Source organism: Cobetia sp. MB87 (assembly GCF_011319755.1).
Taxonomy (GTDB): Bacteria; Pseudomonadota; Gammaproteobacteria; order Pseudomonadales; family Halomonadaceae; genus Cobetia.
This window is the reverse complement of record NZ_VFBC01000003.1, coordinates 112,846-131,946: the sequence shown is the minus strand read 5'-3', so window position 1 is coordinate 131,946 and position 19,101 is coordinate 112,846. Positions and strand designations below refer to the sequence as shown.

The 19,101-nt window shown below is 62.7% G+C and carries 13 protein-coding genes; 11 read left to right on the top strand and 2 right to left on the bottom strand.

Features of this window, described 5'->3' with window-relative positions; translation table 11 throughout:
• The first annotated feature begins 2 nt into the window (after positions 1 to 2).
• The 6 genes from CDPAHKCJ_RS02125 to glmS all read left to right on the top strand — a co-directional run bounded on the left by CDPAHKCJ_RS02125 (position 3) and on the right by glmS (position 8,688).
• Complete coding sequence (locus CDPAHKCJ_RS02125; protein WP_166018450.1) at positions 3 to 1,520, top strand: polysaccharide pyruvyl transferase family protein; 1,518 nt, start codon at positions 3 to 5, stop codon at positions 1,518 to 1,520.
• A 1-nt stretch (position 1,521) separates the two neighbouring features.
• A complete protein-coding gene (locus CDPAHKCJ_RS02120) occupies positions 1,522 to 2,796 on the top strand; it encodes a glycosyltransferase (protein WP_166018448.1) in 1,275 nt (424 codons plus the stop codon).
• Positions 2,789 to 3,544, top strand: a complete 756-nt coding sequence (locus CDPAHKCJ_RS02115) for a glycosyltransferase family 2 protein (protein WP_043334128.1) — start codon at positions 2,789 to 2,791, stop codon at positions 3,542 to 3,544. Before CDPAHKCJ_RS02120 ends, CDPAHKCJ_RS02115 begins: the two co-directional genes overlap by 8 nt.
• A complete protein-coding gene (locus tag CDPAHKCJ_RS02110) occupies positions 3,528 to 4,478 on the top strand; it encodes a glycosyltransferase family A protein (RefSeq protein ID WP_166018446.1) in 951 nt (316 codons plus the stop codon). The genes CDPAHKCJ_RS02115 and CDPAHKCJ_RS02110 overlap by 17 nt, the downstream gene beginning before the upstream one ends.
• A 696-nt stretch (positions 4,479 to 5,174) precedes the next feature.
• Positions 5,175 to 6,521 (top strand): UDP-glucose/GDP-mannose dehydrogenase family protein, encoded by a 1,347-nt coding sequence (locus tag CDPAHKCJ_RS02105; RefSeq protein WP_166018444.1) that lies wholly within the window; start codon positions 5,175 to 5,177, stop codon positions 6,519 to 6,521.
• A gap of 208 nt (positions 6,522 to 6,729) precedes the next feature.
• Positions 6,730 to 8,688: a glutamine--fructose-6-phosphate transaminase (isomerizing) gene (glmS, locus tag CDPAHKCJ_RS02100; protein WP_166018442.1), complete on the top strand. Its 1,959-nt coding sequence runs from the start codon at positions 6,730 to 6,732 to the stop codon at positions 8,686 to 8,688.
• Between the two features lie 140 nt (positions 8,689 to 8,828).
• Here glmS and CDPAHKCJ_RS02095 read toward each other — a convergent pair whose 3' ends face one another.
• Entirely contained in the window at positions 8,829 to 9,155 is a 327-nt protein-coding gene (locus CDPAHKCJ_RS02095; protein ID WP_166018440.1) for a hypothetical protein, read from the bottom strand.
• Positions 9,155 to 9,916: a sulfite exporter TauE/SafE family protein gene (locus CDPAHKCJ_RS02090; RefSeq protein WP_166018438.1), complete on the bottom strand. Its 762-nt coding sequence runs from the start codon at positions 9,914 to 9,916 to the stop codon at positions 9,155 to 9,157. Before CDPAHKCJ_RS02090 ends, CDPAHKCJ_RS02095 begins: the two co-directional genes overlap by 1 nt.
• 686 nt (positions 9,917 to 10,602) lie before the next feature.
• On the opposite strand from CDPAHKCJ_RS02090, the gene CDPAHKCJ_RS02085 reads away from it, so the two are divergent.
• The 5 genes from CDPAHKCJ_RS02085 (at position 10,603) to CDPAHKCJ_RS02065 (ending at position 19,078) form a co-directional block, all read left to right on the top strand.
• Positions 10,603 to 11,655 (top strand): glycosyltransferase family 2 protein, encoded by a 1,053-nt coding sequence (locus CDPAHKCJ_RS02085; RefSeq protein WP_166018436.1) that lies wholly within the window; start codon positions 10,603 to 10,605, stop codon positions 11,653 to 11,655.
• The gene (locus CDPAHKCJ_RS02080; protein WP_166018434.1) at positions 11,652 to 12,833 is read left to right on the top strand and encodes a glycosyltransferase family 4 protein; all 1,182 of its coding nucleotides are present in this window, start codon (positions 11,652 to 11,654) and stop codon (positions 12,831 to 12,833) included. The genes CDPAHKCJ_RS02085 and CDPAHKCJ_RS02080 overlap by 4 nt, the downstream gene beginning before the upstream one ends.
• A gap of 126 nt (positions 12,834 to 12,959) precedes the next feature.
• A complete protein-coding gene (locus CDPAHKCJ_RS02075; protein WP_240916631.1) occupies positions 12,960 to 14,069 on the top strand; it encodes a glycosyltransferase in 1,110 nt (369 codons plus the stop codon).
• A gap of 1,580 nt (positions 14,070 to 15,649) precedes the next feature.
• Positions 15,650 to 16,768: a polysaccharide export protein gene (locus CDPAHKCJ_RS02070; protein WP_166018430.1), complete on the top strand. Its 1,119-nt coding sequence runs from the start codon at positions 15,650 to 15,652 to the stop codon at positions 16,766 to 16,768.
• Positions 16,769 to 16,858: 90 nt separating this feature from the next.
• Positions 16,859 to 19,078 carry a polysaccharide biosynthesis tyrosine autokinase gene (locus CDPAHKCJ_RS02065; RefSeq protein WP_166018428.1) on the top strand — a complete coding sequence of 740 codons (2,220 nt, stop codon included), beginning with the start codon at positions 16,859 to 16,861 and terminating at the stop codon, positions 19,076 to 19,078.
• The last annotated feature ends 23 nt before the right edge of the window (positions 19,079 to 19,101 follow it).

Below are 19,101 nucleotides of genomic sequence, written 5' to 3'. Positions count from 1 at the left end.
GCATGGCCAAGATATGCATGACGCACGGATGGCATGACGACAACAAGGGCGACTCCGCCATCCTGATGGGCACCATCGACTTTCTCGATCAGCTGATCGATGCCGAACAGGGCCGCAGCGATGTCTCCGGTGCCGGTGTGGCCAAGGCCGAAGGCCACCGCATCGACATCCTGCCCATCGACGATCAGGTGTTCGCCACCGAGCGCGGACCCTTCCGCCATATCCGTCGCCGCTACCGTGAACGCCTCACCGTCGGCCAGCCGCTGATGCCGCCGATGCGTGACAAGCTGCGCTTCGTGACCTCGCTGCTCGGCCTGGGCGCCAAGATGATGTTCGGCAAGCAGGGCAAGAGTGGCAACGACATCATCGACGCCGCGGACCTGGTGGTCGTGAAGGGCGGTCATATCTTCCACAACGGCAGCTTCAAGAAGACGTTGTCCTCATGGCTGGCGCTGATCGGTTATCTGGCGCCGGTGATGCTGGCCCGCAAGGCCGGCAAGCGCGTCTTGCTGCTGGGTCACTCCTTCGGCCCGTTCAAGACCCCGGCCCAGGAGCGCTTCTTCCTGCGCACCCTGAGCGACTGCCTGGTGGTCTCGCGTGAGGAGATCACCCACGCCATGACCCAGAAGGCCGACCCCAAGCTGCCACATGCGCTGCTGGGCACCGACATGGCCTTCGCCATGGCGCCGCGCCCGAGTGACGAGCACGGTGAGGTCAAGGCGCCGAATGGCGTGGCCTCGCCGTACGCCGTGATCACCCTGCGCGACTGGTGGGGCCTGGATCAGCAAGCCTTCGCCGAACGTGTCGAGGTGCTGTCGCGCTCACTGCTGGAATCCCGCGAGCGTCTGGGCATCGAGCGCCTGCTGGTGGTACCGCATGTGCTGGGCCCGACCGATATCGAGAATGACCAGCGCATCTCCCAGCTGGTCTTCGATCACCTGCAGAAGGCATTGGCTGCCGCTGACGGCGGTGAAGACCTGGCCAAGCGCATCGAGCTGGTGCAGGGCGACCCGAGCCCGGATGCGCTGGTTGATCTCTACCGCGATGCCCAATTCCTGGTCGGCACGCGCTTCCACTCGGTCATCTTCGCGCTGATGTCCGGCACGCCGGTCTACGCGCTGTCCTACTGCGGGCCCAAGGCGCCGGGCATCATGCGTGACTTCGGACTCGGCGACAGCGTCCAGGACATCGAGAACTTCGACCCGGCGCGCATCGTGGCCGATATCGAGGCGCTGGTCGCCGACAAGGCCTTCCCGGCGCTGGCCGAGCGCGTCATCGCCGAGAAGCTGGCGATCACCGCCGACATCACGCGTGACTTCCTGCGTCGTGCACCGGGACGTGCCGGCGTCTGGGGCCAGCGTGAACTGAAGCTCAACGATGCTGCCTTCCCGACGCCGGCGACACCCAGGTCAACCACCCCTGAGGCGGCCGCTGACACGGCGTCCGCTGCCGTGGCCGCAGATGCACCGGCCTCGGAGCACGACACGGCGGACAACGAGCCTGTCGTGCGAGGAGCCTGATATGACACATGTCGCTCTGTTGATTCAGGACATCAGCGCCTGTGGTGGCGTCGAGAAGGTGATGCATGGTCTGGCGCGGGACCTGAGCGCCAGCCACCGGGTCACGCTGGTCTCGGTGCGCGAAGGCGAGCCCTACTGGGGGCGTCTGGAGGGTGTCGAATATCGCACCCTCGGGCTGCCGGCCACCGGCACGCGCCAGAACTTCCGCCATTGGGTGACGCATCTGCGTCGCCTGATGCTGGAGGAGCGGATCGAGGTGATGGTCAGTGGCTACTTCGCCTTCCATCTGGCGGCGCAGCTGGCGGCACGCGGCACCGGTGGCGTCGATGCCGAGGGGCGCCCGCGTCCGCGCACGCGCATCATCGCCCAGGAGCACAGCGCCTATCATCACGATCGCCGTGCCAAACGCATCGTCAAGCAGCTGGCCTATCGCCACCTCGATGTGCTGCAGGTGCTCAATGAGGTCGATGCCGAATGCTGGCGTCGCCGCGGCCTCACGCCGACGGTGATCCCCAATTATCTGGATGACCAGCGGGCGGACGAGGCACGCAGCGGCTGCGAGCATCAGGTCGATGTGGTGATGGTCGGGCGTCTGGCGCCGATCAAGCGTCTCGATCTGGCGATTCGTGCCTTCGCGGATTCCGGCTATCGTCGCGGTCGCCTGGTGGTGGTCGGCGACGGCCCGGAGCGTGAACGTCTGCTGGCGCTGTGCAACGAGCTGGGCCTGCGTGCCTTCCAGGGCGCCAACGACAGCACGGTGCCTGCCGGCACTCAGGTGCTGTTCACCGGCGCGCTCAGGGATGTCTCCCCCGAGCTGCGGCGTGCACGCCTGCTGCTGCTGACCTCGGAGCGCGAATGCCTGCCGATGAACGTGATCGAGGCCAAGCGTGAGGGACTGCCGTGCCTGTCGCGCCCGGTGCGTTCCGGCCCGCTGGCGCTGATCGAGCATGGCCGCGACGGGATGCTCAGCGCGGAGGCGGATGGCAGTGAGGATGCCGCCATCATCGCGGAGCTTGCCCACGAGCTGGCGCGCCTCGAGTTCGATGACGAGCTTCTGCTGCGCCTCTCGAACGGTGCCTGGCAGAGCTTTGACCGCTATAGCGCGCACGCGGTGTTGCCGCAATACCAGCGTCTGATCTCGCGTCTCGCGCCGCCAACGCCCGGCGATGCGCTGGATAGCGAGCAGGCGCGTCAGGACTCATCCGCAGACACGCGCCCAGACACATACTCGCGTCGCGTTCAGCGACAGCCGCTTGAGGAGAAGGCCCATGGCTGATGTCTCCGTCATCATGCCCAACTACGGCTATGACCGCCGCCTGCATGCCGCCGTCGATTCGGTACTGGCCCAGAGCGAGCCGGTACGCGAGATCCTGATCAGCGACGATGCCTCGCCGGATGGCGCCGCCAGTCGTCTGCGTGACGACTTCGCGGCGCTGGACACCGCTGGCGTCGAGATCCGCGTGCTGGAAACCGACACCAACGGTGGCCCGGGCCGGGCGCGCAACCGTGCCATCGCCGAGGCCAAGGGCCGCTACATCGCCTTTCTGGATGCCGACGATGCCTGGCTGCCCGAGAAGATCGAACGCCAGATCGCCTTCATGCAGGACACCGGCGCCGGGCTTTCCTACACCGGCTACGAGATGGTCGATGAGCAGGGCGAGCACGTCTCGTACTTCGCGCCGCCCGAGCGCCTGACGCGTGACGACATGCTGCGCTCCAACTCCATCGGCTGCCTGACCGCCATCTATGACGCCGGTCGCTACGGGCGCTTCTACATGCCGACGATCCGCAAGCGTCAGGACCTGGCGCTGTGGCTGATCATCATCGGTCAGCTGGGCCCGGCGCAGGGCATGCCGGAACCGCTGGCGCGCTATACGCGTCGCGAGAGCAGCGTGTCATCCAACAAGTTCAAGGCCGCCGCCTATCAGTGGCGCCTGTATCGTGAGGTGCTGGGGATGGATGTGATCAGCGCCAGTCGCAACTTTGTCCATTACGCGGTGAACGGTTATGCAAAACATCGTTGAACAGGATGTCGCGGCGTCCGCGACACCTTCCACCGGGTCCACGGCGGCTTCCCGCCACGCCGATGCAAGCGCGCAGCCGACCCTCGATTCACGCCCGCGTGTGCTGGTCGGCGCACGCCAGGTGGATGACAGCGCGCGTCGCCAGGTGCCGGAGCTGACCTTCCTGATCTCGACGCTGGATGACGGCCTTTACAGCGTGCCGCGTCATGATGCGCTGCCCGGGGCGCGTTTCCTGATCGTGCATCAGCTGTCAGACCCCGCGCGCCGCGAGCAATATCGCGAGTACGCGCTGGCCAATTTCGATAGCCGTTTCGAGTACCTGGCGATCGACGGGCGAGGGCTGTCGAAGAGTCGCAACACGGCGCTGGCCGCCTGTGCCACGCGTTACGCCTATGTGCTGGATGACGATATCGAGCTGCATCCCCAGGCTGTCGCGCTGGTGATGGAAGCCTTCACCTGCACCGAAGCGGCCGCGATCAGCTTCCCCCACGTCAAGGCCTTCCCGCTGCATGAGCGGGACCCGGATCGGCCCGCGCCGCCGGTGTCCTTCAAGACCCACAGCCTGATGTCACTGGCGCGCGTGCGCTCGGTGGACATGGCGCTGGATCTCTGCCAGTTCCATGCACGCTTCGATGAACAGTTCGGGTTGGGCACCGATCAACCCTCCGGCGAGGAGTTCATCGTGCTGAGTGATGCGCGTCGTCAGGGCGCGCGTCTGATGCGTGCCAATCTGGGCATCGTCGCTCATGCGGGGGTCACCTCCGGCAGCGACTTCTACAGCACGCCGGCCAAGGCGCGCACCAAGGGGCGCATGTTTGCCCGCGCCACCGGCAGTCGTTTCTCGCCGTTGTCATTGGCCTTTTTCCTGCGCAAGGCGCCGGTCGCCATGAAGCATGGCCACCTGGCGACCTTCGCGAAGCATTACTTTCGCTGATGGCCGCCGCACCGCTGATGGCTTTCATTGGCTGATGGCTCTCATTGGCTGATGGCTCTCATTGGCTGATGGCTCTCATCTGATGACGGCTCTAGCGCGAAGGCATGGCCATCCATGAGGTGGCCATTGCCGCTCGGGTAGTCAATTGATCGAGCGGCATATGAGGGAGGTTGCGACAGGCAAGATCAGAAAGATAAGTCACAAGTTATCTAGGGTCATGTTTTGGATCATATTGCGCCCGACAGGATGACTTTTCACGAAGTTGCTTTATAACAGAGCCACACTTCGGGTAGCGATGACTGCCCGTCACTGACTCAAGCAGCGCGTCTTATCTCTGCGAGCTAACTGCAGTCTACCTGCAATCACCCTGCGAGCCGCCTGGCCCGTGGGTTGGGCAACCTCGCGCCGCTGTCACGAAATATCGCGGTTCAATGGGGGTTGAGTTCCTTGCACAGGACATTGTCGGCATTTCATTTTCGGCAAAGAAAGGCGAGATATTCCGCCTGCGAAGACATCTCTTGAGAGAGAGCCGAGAGAGAGCCGAGAGAGCAGGAATTGATGGCGAAATGCCATTGGAGTCCGCCTCGATTGTCGCTGGAAAGCCGTCAGATGTGCCCAGGATTCAGCCGTCATTATCTCGTTTCACTTCAAGTATCACGACACGATCTGGCGACAAGGCCAGCAAGGATGACATCAATGAAGATCACGATTTTTGGAAGCGGTTATGTCGGTCTGGTCACGGGCACCTGCCTGGCCGACGTCGGCCACGACGTAGTGTGCATGGATGTGGACGCCGCCAAGATCGAGGGTCTCAAGCAGGGCGAGATTCCCATCTATGAGCCGGGCCTGGAAGGCATGTTGCTGCGCAACGTGGAAGCCGGTCGCCTGGGCTTCACCACCGACGCGCGTGAAGCCGTCGAACATGGCGTGCTGCAGTTCATCGCCGTGGGCACGCCGCCGGACGAAGACGGCAGTGCCGACCTCAAGTACGTGCTGTCCGTCGCCACCACCATCGGCGAGCACATGAATGACTACAAGGTCATCATCGACAAGTCCACCGTGCCGGTGGGCACGGCGGACCGCGTCAAGGCGCGGGTCAAGGACGTGCTCAAGGACCGTGGTGCCAGCGTCGATTTCGATGTCTGCTCCAACCCGGAATTCCTCAAGGAAGGTGCGGCACTGGACGACTTCACGCGTGGCGCGCGCATCGTGGTCGGCACCGATTCCGAAGCCGTGCGTGAGCGCATGCGTGAATGCTACGCCCCCTACAACCGCAACCATGAAAAGCTGATGTTCATGGACGTGCGTGCTGCCGAGCTGACTAAGTACGCCGCCAACGCGATGCTGGCGACCAAGATCAGCTTCATGAACGAGATCTCCAATCTGGCCGAGCGCCTGGGGGCGGACATCGAGGAAGTGCGTCGCGGCATCGGCAGTGACCCGCGCATCGGCTACCACTTCATCTATCCGGGCTGTGGCTATGGTGGCTCCTGCTTCCCGAAGGATGTCCAGGCGCTGGCGCGTACCGCCAGTCAGATCGGCTATGAAGCCGAGCTGCTGACCGCCGTGGAATCCGTCAACAAGCGCCAGAAGGTCACGCTGTTCGACAAGCTGTCGCGGGCCTTCGATGGCGACCTCAAGGGCAAGACCATCGCCGTCTGGGGGTTGGCCTTCAAGCCCAACACTGACGACATGCGCGATGCGCCGAGCCGCACGCTGATGGAAGCGCTGTGGGCGGCGGGCGCGACCGTGCAGGCCTATGACCCGGAAGCCATGAAGGAATGCCGCCGCATCTACGGCGAGCGCGATGAGCTGGTGCTGGTCGCGGACCGTCAGCAGGCCGTCAAGGGCGCCGATGCACTGGTGATCTGCACCGAGTGGAAGGAATTCCGCACCCTGGATGGCGAGTGGCTGAAGTCCCAGCTCGGCTTCCCGGTGGTGGTCGATGGCCGCAACCTGTTCGAGCCCGCCGCCATGAAGGCCGCTGGCCTGATGTATTACGCGGTCGGCCGCGGCGACACCCTGCTGCTGAATCAGGCTTGAGCTTGCGGCCTGGCATCACAGCCCAGGCGTCATTGCTCAAGTGCCAGTGCTCAAGCGTCAATGCTCAGACATCAAGGCTCAAGCCGGCATTGAACGTCGCTGGAAGATTCAGCACGCGTACCTGATCTGCGTACGCACTCCCTGAAAGACATCCATTCAGTCATGCCACCCTCTCTCATGAGGGTGGCATGCAGTAGAGGAATTTCTCATGTGTGGCATCGTTGCCGGTCTGGCTCAGCGTGATATCAGCAAGATTCTCATCGAGGGGCTGCATCGCCTCGAATACCGCGGTTATGACTCCGCCGGCGTGGCGGTCATCGACCCCGCCGGCGAGCTGCGTCGCGCCCGCGCGGTTGGCAAGGTGCGTGCGCTGGAAGACGAGCTGCGCGAGGCGCCGCTGTCCGGCGCCATCGGCGTGGCGCACACCCGTTGGGCGACCCATGGGCGTCCTGCCCAGCACAATGCGCACCCGCATCTCTCCAGTGAGCGGGTCGCCGTGGTGCACAACGGCATCATCGAGAACCACGAAGTGCTGCGCGGCGAGCTGGAAGCCGCTGGCTATGTCTTCACGTCCGAGACCGACACCGAGGTGGTCGCGCACCTCGTCGATCGCGAACTGTGCAGCGGCCTGGCACTGCCCCAGGCCGTCAATGCGGTCACCGCGCGTCTCGATGGCGCTTTCGCGCTGGCGGTGATGGAGCAGCGCAACCCCGAACTGCTGGTCGGTGCTCGCCAGGGCAGCCCGCTGGTGGTCGGCGTCGGGATCGATGAGCACTTCATCGCCTCCGATCCGCTGGCGCTGCTGCCGGTCACCGATCGCTTCATCTATCTCGATGAAGGCGACATGGTCGCCATCAGCCCGAGCGGCATCCAGGTGCTGGAACGTACCGGCGACCGCGATGAGCTGACACCGGTCACGCGTGAAGTGGTGCGTTACGAACACAGCGTCGAAGCTGCCGGCAAGGGCGAGTATCGCCACTTCATGATGAAGGAGATCATGGAGCAGCCGCGTGTGCTGTCGCGCACGCTGGCCGAGCGACTGGACCCGAAAGGCGTGCGTCTGGAGGCCTTCGATGTCTCGCGCCATTCCTTCCTCGCCGCCAGCGCTGGCAACGAGAGCGGCGCCGAGAAAGGCAAGCAGGTCGTGGATGTGGCGCGTCTGACACAGCTGTTCGCCGATGTGCGTCAGGTACAGATCATTGCCTGTGGTACCAGCTATCACGCCGGCATGGTGGCGCGTTACTGGCTGGAAGAGGTCGCGGGCATTCCGGCCCAGGTCGAGGTGGCCTCGGAATTCCGTTATCGCGAGCGCGTCGCGGCGCCGGGCACGCTGTTCCTGACGCTGTCCCAGTCCGGCGAGACCGCCGATACACTGGCGGCGCTGCGCGACATCCAGAAGCTCAACCGTGAAGGCCCGCAGGCCGGTCACTATCTGGCAAGCCTTGCCATCTGCAACGTGGCCGGAAGTTCGCTGGTGCGTGAATCCGACCTGTCACTGCTGACCCATGCCGGGCCGGAAATCGGTGTCGCCTCTACCAAGGCCTTCACCACCCAGTTGGTAGCGCTGATGCTGACCACCCTGGCGCTGCGTCAGGCCAGGAGCGACGGTCAGACGGATGACCTGCTGAGCCGTCAGCTGCTGATGCGCCTCAAGGACCTGCCGCATGTGATCGAGCAATCCCTGGCGCTGGATGGGGAAATCGCGCAGCTGGCGGAGAAGTTCATGCATCGTCACCATACCCTGTTCCTCGGGCGTGGCAGCCAGTATCCCATCGCCATGGAAGGGGCGCTCAAGCTCAAGGAAATCTCCTATATCCACGCCGAAGCCTACGCGGCAGGTGAGCTCAAGCACGGCCCGCTGGCGTTGATCGACGAAGACATGCCGGTGGTGGCGGTCGCGCCGATGGACGACCTGATGGAGAAGCTGAAGTCCAACCTGCAGGAAGTTCGCGCCCGCGGCGGCCAGCTGTTCGTGTTCGCGGACCCGGAAGTCAGCCTCAAGGCCGGTGAAGGGGTTCACGTCGTCACCGTGCCGGGCGTGTGCCGCTTCCTCGCACCGATCGTCTACGCGGTGCCGCTGCAGCTGCTCTCCTATCACGTCGCCGTGCTCAAGGGCACTGATGTCGATCAGCCGCGCAACCTGGCCAAGAGTGTCACGGTGGAGTGATCGACTGCGTTTGAGGCCATGAAGTAGACACCATGCAGAAGACAAAAGGGACTGCCCATGGGCAGTCCCTTTTTTGTTGCAGGCTATATCGAGCGCCTTGTCGCGAGCTTTCTCGAGAACTGGATCTCTGGAAATGCTCGTCAGCGCTTCACATGAGCCAGCAGACGCTGCCAGCAGCGCATCATCGGTGACTGGCGATGCGCGTCGGCGTCTGGTTCGGACTCGCCATCAGAGTCTTCATCAGTCTCTTCATCAATGGCTGGGCCGGAATGGCGAATGCAGAAGCGCTCCCCTGACGGTGCCATCATCCAGCGCGAGCTGCCCGCCGGGAGACGTCCCGCCTGCACATCCTCATCGAGCTTTCTGCCCGCCGCCTTGATGGCCTCAAGCGTGCTCTCTGACAGTTCGATGAAGCCTGCATCGTCAGCGGGATCAGCCGCATCCTGTGCGGGTGGAGGCTGAGACATCAGACCAGGCCCTTGATGATCAGATTGACACTCGAGACCAGCAGAATGGCATAGGCGACCTGACGCAGTCGATTGTCACTCAAGGGCGGCGGGAAGCGGCGCGCCAGCTCGGTGAAGAGCATCACGACGAGGGCGCCCGACAGACCCACGAGCAGCAGCTGGGGCAGGGTGTCGCCGATACGCCCCGGGGCCGCGATGCTGAGGCCCATGCGCACGATGCCGGTGACGATGAAGACACCGAACAGCGTGCAGCGAATGGCGATCAGGGTCATCGGCTGACGATAGAGCACGACCACCAGAGGCGGGCCATTGGCCGCGAACAGCCCCCCCATCAGGCCTGACAGCACACCCGCAGTATGAAAGTGCCAGCGTGGCGATGTCGTGGCACGCGGGCCCGGTTGAGCCAGCAGGGCGAGACAGGCGATCAGGATGACGATGCCCAGCAACATGCCCAACAGCGGGGCTCTCTCGCTACCCAGCCAGACCGCCAGGAAATAGCCCACTGGCAACATTGGCAGGCTGGTGACAAGCAGGCGGCGTGCCAGACGCGGATTGATCTCTCGCCAGTGCCCGCGCATGGCCATCCCGTTGTTGAACAGGCCCAGCAGGGTACACAGCAACGCGGCGCTCTCGATGGGCAGCACGTCGAGGGTCGCCAGCAGGCCCATCACGATCAATCCGAAGGCAAAACCGGTCAGGGTCTGGATATAGCTGGCGAGTGCCAGACTCATCATGATGGCGACAAGTTGCCAAGGCTCCATGAGGTCTCCGTGGGCAGAGGGATAGAACGACAGGGTACGGCGTCTCTGGCTCCATCATGTGCGACGCCGTGGCGTTGGCAGGCAAGGAAGCTTGAGAGTAGGGCCGTGTGCGTGCGGGCAGGCCGACCAATGCCTGCCATCATAGCCTGCATCGCGCTCTGGCAGTATGACACTCGTGCAAGGTGCTCACGTTGATGTGCATCACATCGGATAGCGAGCATGATGGTTTTGGTCGCGCTGGCTCAATTGGCTCAGTGGGCGGGGCGTATTTCAGTAGTCACTGATTGTCAGTGTCTGGCATGAGTTGCCGGAGGATTGGCGCATAAACGCTCATGATTTCGGCTTTTGGCAACAGCGCAGCTTGTTTGGGCTGGGGGGGATTATTAGTCTGTGGTCAACGGCGGGGCAGGAAGTGTCGCCATTTGCTGCCACTTCCTGTCACCACCTTTCTCACGAGCGGTCATCTCTCCAGTGTCCACTCCTCAGGGCGACGTCGCTCACCTGTCATCTTCAGGGCAGGTTCAGCTTCTGTCAGATGATCGGGTATCAAGCACTAAAATATAAGAAATTGCGAATAAAAGTCAGTCGCAAGAACTGACCCACTCTTCAGTGCAGTGTGTGCTCTGCTTCGCGGGCGCTGGTCGGCTGTGCTGGTCAATGACAGTGAACAATAAAGAAGGCAGGGCATGGAACGCTATACAGGGAAGTCGCCTTACTTTTCCATCGTGACGCCAAATCACAATTCAGGGGATGGTCTTGCGCGCTGTATCAACAGCTTGCGTGACAACCAGGCATCCTATGAACATATCATCATTGATGATTGCTCGACGGATGATGGATTCCTGTGGGCTGAGCGACAGGCGCAGCAGCAAATGGAGCAGCAATCCTCAGTGTCCACGCCGCCCGGCGAGATGCCTGACATCCCCGGGCGGCTGGTGCTGCGCCGCAACTCCCGCAACATGGGGCCGGGCGGCACGCGCAATCATGGTCTGAGCCTGGTTGCCGGCCGCTATGTGCTGTTCTGTGATGCCGATGATCATTTCGCGCCCGGCGCGCTGGATATTCTGCAGGCCCGCATCGAGGCGTTCGACTCGCCCGAGGCGGTGGTCTTCCGTTATTGCCTGCAGGGCCCCAAGGGCGATCATGACAGCCTGGCGTTCTGCCAGCAGGCCGAGGAACGCCCGCTGGCCCGGGCCTTTCGTGACTTCATGCATGACACCATCGTGTCGTCCCCCTGGGGCAAGGCGATCCGCGCCGATCTGGCCTGCTCGCTGAGCTTCCCTGATCTGCCCGTGTCGCAGGATGGCCTCTATAACCTGGATCTGTTCGGGCGCGCGGAGCGCGTGCTGTATCTGCCCGAGGTGCTGTATTACTTCGACAAGCGCAGCGATGGTTCTCTGACGCGCAAGCCGTTCAGCAACCAGGAGCTGGACAAGTTCCACCGCAGCTGGCGGGTCTTCGCGGAGCATTATCGTGAGCATTTCGCCGCGACGCACGGCATGGCCCTGCTGGAAATCCGCGGCCTGCGTTTCGTCGGCGTCAGCTTCATCATGCGTCAGGCGATCAACAAGACGGCGGATGATTCGCGAGTGCGCAAGGTCGTGCTCGATCAGGTGCGACAAGCGTCCTGGTCATCTCTGCGCCAGCTCTCGCTGAAGGAGCAGGCGCTGTTGATGAGCTATGCAGTGAGCCCGGCCTTGTCCCGGCAACTTGTCCGCCGGAGCCAATACGCCTCATGAGCACTCACAGACATATCCTGTTCTATACCGGTGCCCAGTCACGCACCGGCGGCACCGAGCGTGCCTGCGCCGATACCGCCAACATGCTGGCCGCCAGTGGCGATTATCAGGTCGAGATCCTCAGCGAATATGGCCCGGCGGAGAGTCCCTATCCGCTGCATGACGATATCGTGCACGAATCACTCTATCCCGAGCGCTCGCATCTGGGCGCCGTGCGTGGCCTGTGGCTGTTCCTGCGTCTGCTGTGGGTGGTGCTGCGCAAGCGCCCGGATGTGGTGGTGGTGGTCGAAAGCATCGGCTTCCTGCCCTTCCTGCTGCCGACGCTGCTCTGTCGCCGCACGCGCTACCTGTGCTGGGAGCACTTCAATGCCACCTCGGATCTCGGCGTTGCCCGTCGTGATACGGCGCGGCGTCTGGCGGCGCATCGCGCCGACCGCATCGTGGTGCTGTCGCATGAAGATCGCCAGTACTGGGAGCGGCTGCATCCAGCGGCGCGTGAGCGACTCAGCGTGGTGCCCAACCTCAATCCGCTGGAGCATGTCGTCGCCGAGCGCCAGACGTTCCAGGGGCGTGGTGGCAGTGCTGAGCAAGTGGCGGAGTCACGCGGCGCCAAATCGCCCAAGGTGGCGGTGGCCGTCGGTCGCCTCGAACCGCAGAAGGGCTTCGATCTGCTGCTCGAGGCCTGGGCGGCGTTGCCTGAGGCGACCCGTGATGGCTGGGTCTTGCGTATCGTCGGCGAGGGGGCACAGCGTGGCGCCCTGATGGCGCAGGCCGAGCGCCTGAAGATCACCCATCAGCTGCAGATGCCGGGCCAATGCCGGGACATTCGGCGCGAATACGCCGCGGCGGACCTGTTCGTGCTTTCGTCGCGCTTCGAGGGCTTTGGCTTGGTGCTGGTCGAGGCGCTGAGCTGTGGTGTGCCCTGTGTCAGCTTCGCGTGCCCGGCCGGGCCAGGCGAGATCATCAAGCATGGCGTCAATGGCTATCTGGTCGCGCAGGGCGATGTAGACGCCATGACCCGTCAGCTTGATGAGGTGCTGGGGGATGAGGCGGTGCTCGAGAGGCTGCGCGCCAATGTGGATTACGGGCTGGACCGTTTCTCCCGCAATACCGTCGAAGCCAGCTGGCGCACGGTACTTGAGGGCCTGGAAGCCCCGGCGCTGTTGAAGGTGATCTGAGCGGCTGGCCGCCGTGTTGGCGCCTGGATGACGGTGGCAGGCAATACCGATAGTGGACAGACAAGTGAGGGCAGCCGCCCTCACTTTTTTCATGAACGACAGCAGGAGGCTATCGCCGTGAGAATCATGCATGTCATCTCGACTCCCGCCTCTGGCGGCGCCGAGGTCTACGTCAAGGACCTGAGTCTGGCGATGGTGGCCGCTGGCCACAGTGTGCATATCACCTTTCTGGAAACCGCCGCGGAATGTGGCCGTGACCTCGAATACGAGCATCGCTTTCTGAGCCAGCTGAGTGCCGGCAATGTCAGCTACTCGTTTCTGGGCATCGAGACACGCCGCCGCCCGTGGCGAGGCGCGACGAGGCTGCGCAGGGAAGTGACGCGCTTCGCGCCGGACGTGGTGCACTGCCACCTGTATTACGCGTTGATGTTCGCCTTTGGGTTGCCGCGTCAATTGCCGGTGATGATGACGGTGCACAGTATCGAACTGGGCGCACCGGCCTGGATGTTCCGGCTATTTGATCGGCGTGTGGCGGCCTACGTCGGTATCTGTCGCGCCTGCACCGACAAGCTGGCACCGATTGCGGCGCGTCCGGTGGTGCAGATCGACAACGCCGTCTCCGGGGCGCGCCTCAAGGCCAGTGGTTGGCGGGAGGCGAATCAGCAGGCTCCGGTGCAGCTGGCGGCGATCGGACGTCTGACCGATGCCAAGCAATACCCCCTGATGCTGGAAAGCTGCGCCAGACTCAAGGCGCAGGGCCTGGCGTTCACGCTCAGGATTGCCGGGGAGGGGCCACACAAGGCGCAGTTGGTGGCGCAGATCGAGGCGCTCGGGCTCAATGATGAGGTCAGCTTGCTGGGCAATATCTCGGATGTAGCAGGCCTTTTGGCCAGCGCCGATGCCTTCATCATGTCATCCGCCTGGGAGGGCCTGCCGATCTCGCTGCTAGAGGCGACGCTCAGTGGCCTGCCGGTACTGGTCACCGATGTCGGCGGTTGTGCCGAGGTGGTGCATCGGGTCGGCAACGGCCTGGTGGTCGACCAGCACACGCCCGTGCGCTACGCCGAGGCATTGGGTCGACTGGTGGGGGATGCTGAATTGCGGCGTGCCTTCGCCCGCAACGCGCGCCGCTATGGGGCGAGTTACCATATCGATACCGCTCTCAGTGGGCATCTGGCGCTGTATGGCAGCCACCAGCCAGCGCAGGACACCTCAGGGCTGGAGGTGACGCCCTGAATGTCCGCAGCGGACACCCAAGTGACGGAAAGGCATGTTCAGGAAAGGCATGTTCAGGAAAGCCGGCCACGTTGAGCAGGTCATGAACGCAATTGGAAAGGCCAGGGGGTGCCGCTGACACCACCCCCTGGCCTTTTCGTCTTTCAGGAGTTGATCGGGGCGTATCCGGGCACCTGCGTGGCATGTGTGAGGTGTGTGCAAAGTGAGGTTGGGGTTTCTCATTCTGCAAAGATGAGTCAGATGGTGAGTTGCTGCTGAATTAAAGTAGTTTGATTTCGCAATTTGCATTAGATGCGCTAAGGGTAATCTGCCGTCTGTCAGGTACCCGATTGCCAATGATGAGGATTAGGGGAAGCAGCTTAAAGTTACCACCGCCAGTACAATCGTCTCGACGACATGACAAGTCCTTGCTGTTGAAGTCAATTGATTTATTATCAGCCCTGTTGAAGAGGGGGACAGTAATGTCGCTTATTGGCGAATCAAATGTCGTCGGTAAAGCGCCAGGTGCTCTTCGCTGCGACGTGCGTCATGTGCAGATCTGTCGAGGTCGTCGGACATGGCCAAGGGAGACAGCATGCGCACATACGCAAGAGTCGAGCGACACAAAAGCAGGACGGGCCTCGCAGATGGCCAGTCAGGCGGGGTGAGGTACCGCTCCAGCGTGCGACACCGGGGTTGGCGAAATGCCTCATGAGAAGGCATCAAGTCCGGGGGGCAAGTCTGGAGTCAGGGCATTGCCGCCGAGTGGTCAGTCAGACCCGAGCTTGCCGGAAGACGTGCAGGATAGTGCGTCAGATCAGGCAGAGAATGTCAGTAAATTATTGTATTAAATGGATTTGATATATCAGGTGTGATTGACGAAGCCGTCGGTGCCTCACGCGAAAGCGGCGTGTTCCTGGCCTATCGGGACTCTAGGCGCTCGCCTCATTCGAGGTCGCGCGCTGCCTGCCAGGTCGGGCAGGTTGCGCAGGCACATTCGGGCAATCGAGCGTTGCACCTCTATCATCGCGCCTCTCCATGGAATGCATGCGGGCATGAATTCTCATCCCGTTCTGACGCTGCCGTGGCAGCTGACTCGCCAACGAGATCGTCAGGTCTCACCTGCTTGAAGAGGCTGCACAAACCTTCAGTCGACTGTGGCCTCTGACAGGTTCAATCAACCAGACGCTTGAACTGAAATGTCAATAAAAGTGCAAGAAACAAGTCATCAATAGTGTTGGTGCGATCAAGCTTATAAGTATCGGTTAATAAAATGAGTCATATTGTCTTGATTGATGAGAAAGTCGATCAATGCAATATGTTTCGTGTGTTAGATGACTGGTAGTGAATTACTAAAATACTAATAAACGTTCCATTTCGGAGTTCGGTCATGGGCATGTGTCATGGACACATGCCTGACGTGTGTCCGCGGATATCGCAGGGGTATCGAAGGGCAGGCGTGACCACTCCATGACAGATGACAGGTACGCCAACAGGGCGCCGCTATCGGCAGCAGGGGAGAACGCCAGTTCCTCAGGGCGGTAGCGTGCCGAAACAGCGCCTGGCGGTAGCGGTCAGGATCACAGGGGAAGAGACAGGATATGGATATACCGGTCAGAACGACGCTCCGGGCGTTCTCATTTGCCGCCGTGATATTGGCGATGAGCGGGTGTGCCTTCGCACCCGGTGGGCACATGGATTATGAAGCCGAGGTCGCGCCGCTGACCGACCAGGTGGAAGTCACGCCGATCACCCCCGGGCTGATCTCCAACTATCGTGCGCGCCCCGCCCGGACCGCTCCCGCGCCGCCCGAGCTGGTCGATGACATCAAGCAGTATGTCTACCGCGTGGGCGGCGGCGACATTCTGGCCATCAATCTGAGCACGCCGCTGGACCTGGCCCAGGAAAGCGGTGTGCAGCGTCAGACGGTCGAGGCGCTGACCTACATCGTCCAGCCGGATGGCACGCTGTTCTACCCCTATGTCGGGCGCATCAACATTCGCGACATGACGGTGGATGAGGTGCGCGCCGCTCTGGTCGCGGGGCTGTCCCGTTATATCACCGAGCCGCAGGTCAATGTCTCGGTGGCGCAATTCCGCTCCAAGCGCGTCTATCTGAGCGGCGCCGTGACCGAGCCGGGCTTCGTGCCGGTCACGGATGTTCCGCTGACCTTGATCGATGCCATCAGTGCCAGCGGCGGCGTCACGGCACTGGCCAACACCCACAACATCACGCTGACGCGCGACGGCCAGCAGGAGCACCTGAGTCTCTATCAGCTGCTGCAGCAGGGCGACATGCGTCAGAACCGTCTGCTCAAGGATGGCGACGTGATCAATGTGCCGGTGGCGGAAGACCAGAACGTCTTCGTGCTCGGTCAGGTACTCAAGCCCGGCAACATGCCGGTGGGCAATGAACGCCTGAGCCTCACCGATGCGCTGTCGCGGGCCGGCGGGGTCGATGAGGACCGCGCCAATCCGTCAGGCGTCTTCGTGGTGCGTGAAAATTCGCCGGAGTCCGACAAGCTGGCCACGGTCTTCATTCTCGATATCTCGGATGCGACCTCGCTAATGCTGGGCGCGCGCTTCCCGCTGCAACCGCGTGATGTGGTCTATGTGACCGCCGCGCCGGTCAGCCGCTGGAACCGTGTGCTGAGTCAGCTATTGCCGTCCGTGACCAGCACCGGGGCCTTCGTCTCGGTCATCGATGACATCGAGGATTGAGGTCATGTCCCACTCCCGCATGGCAGGTCGCGTCGCGACCTGCCGTATCACCTGCCTGCCGGGCCTGAATCGTTTACTCAAGGCGGCGTCATGAATCAGTACACCTCTCCCATGCCATCCTCTTCTGCACAGCCTGGCAAGGACACCACGCGCCGACTCGATTTCAGCACCATTCTCGCCTTGCTCTGGCATCGACGCTGGTGGCTGATCGGCAGCACGCTGCTGTTCACCCTGCTGGGTATCTATCTCGTCGGTAGCCAGCAACGCATCTACCTGGCCGATTCCCTGATCCAGATTGAGGACAAGGGCGGCAGCGCCAGCCTGTTGGGGCCGCTGGCCGGTCAGGCGACCGGCAGTGATGAGAGCAGCACCAGCGATGAGCTGGAAATTCTCGCCTCACGACTGGTATTGGGCCAGGCCGTGGAACGCGAGCGCCTCAATATCGTGGTCTCTCCGGTGCGCTACCCGGTCATCGGTGACTGGCTCTCCAACCGCCATCTGCGCCTGCCGGCAAGCCTCGGCGGCCAGGATTACGCCTGGGGCGATGACACCCTCAAGGTCACCACACTTGAGCTCGGCGGCCCGTGGCAGCAGCAGACGCTGACCCTCGAGGCACTGGGCGATGAGCGCTACCGACTGCTGGATGCCGAGGGGCAGCCGATCGTCGATGGCAAGGTGGGCGAGAACGCGCTGGCGGAGGGCATCAAGGTCTTCGTGCGCGAGTTGTCAGCCGAACCCGGTGCACGCTTCACCCTGACCAGCATCTCGGACCTGAGCGCCATCAATTCGCTCAAGTCGCGCTTCACCGCCGTGCGCAATGGCACCGACACCGGGGTGGTCACGCTGAGCCTGTCCGGCAGTGACCAGGCCGCCATCGTCAATACCCTGGACACCATCACCAATGTCTTCCTGCAGCAGAACATCGAGCGGGAATCTGCCGAGGCTGACAATCAGCTGGGCTTTCTGGGCGACCAGATCCCGACACTGCGTGGCCAGCTCGATGAGGCCGAATCGGCACTCAACGACTATCGTCGCCGTCGCGACTCGGTCGATCTGACCGCCGAGAGTCAGCAGGTGATGGAGAATCTCGTCGGACTGGACAATCAGCTGACCGAGATCAAGCTGCGCCTGGCCGAGCTGTCCCGTGCCTACACCAGCGAGCACCCGGCCTATCGGGCACTGGTGGCACGCCGTGATTCTCTCAATCAGGAGAAGGCGCGCGTGCAGAAGCAGGCCGAGCAACTGCCGGCCGCCCAGCGCGAGGCGCTCAACCTGAATCGCAATGTCACCGTCAGCCAGGAAATCTATGTCGCGCTGCTCAACAAGCGCGAGGAAGTGCGTCTCAAGAAGGCCGGCACCGTCGGCAACGTGCGCATCCTGGATCCGGCGGTTCTGCAGCCAGTGCCCATCTCGCCGAAGACGTCCCTGATGCTGGCCGTGTTCTGCATGATCGGCCTGATGCTGGGCGCGCTGGCCGCACTGCTGCGTCATGCGATGCGCAAGGGCATCGATACCGCCGAGCAGATAGAAGCGCTGGACCTGCCCGTCTACGCCACGGTGCCGCTGTCACCGCAGCAGCACAACATGATGCGCCGCGTGCGCCTCAAGGGCGAGAAGGGCGGTCGCGAGATCTATCAGGGGGTGCTGGCTACCTCCCAGCCGTCGGACATCAGTATCGAGGCCCTGCGCAGCCTGCGCACCAGTCTGCATTTCGCTCTGCTCGACAACCGCCGCAAGTCAGTGATGTTCACCGGGCCGAGCCCGGGCATCGGCAAGAGTTTCGTCAGTCTCAATCTGGCGGCGGTCAGTGCCGAGGCCGGTCAGCGCGTGCTGCTGATCGATGCCGACATGCGCCGTGGTCACCTGCATCACGCCTTCCAGCGTACCTCCGAGCAAGGCGGTCTGTCGGATGTGCTCAGCGGTGCCAGCCCGCTGGACAGCGTGCTGTATCACTCGCGCATCGACAATCTTGATTTCCTGGGCCGTGGTGTCGCACCGCCCAACCCGTCGGAGCTGTTGATGCAGCCCAATTTCGCCGAGCTGCTGGAGCAACTCGGTGAGCGTTACGACCTGATCATCATCGACACGCCACCGGTACTGGCCGTGACCGAAGCGTTGATCATCGGTCGTCACGTCGGCGCCAGTCTGATGGTGGCGCGCTTTGGCATGAACCAGGTGCGCGAACTCGAGCATGCGCGCAAGAAGCTCGAGAACAATGGCATTCACGTCAAGGGCGCCATCCTGAATGCCATCGAACCGCAAGCCGGCGACAAGCATGGCTACGGCTATTACAACTACAGCTACGCCTGACATCGTCTCGCTTGGCAGCTCTC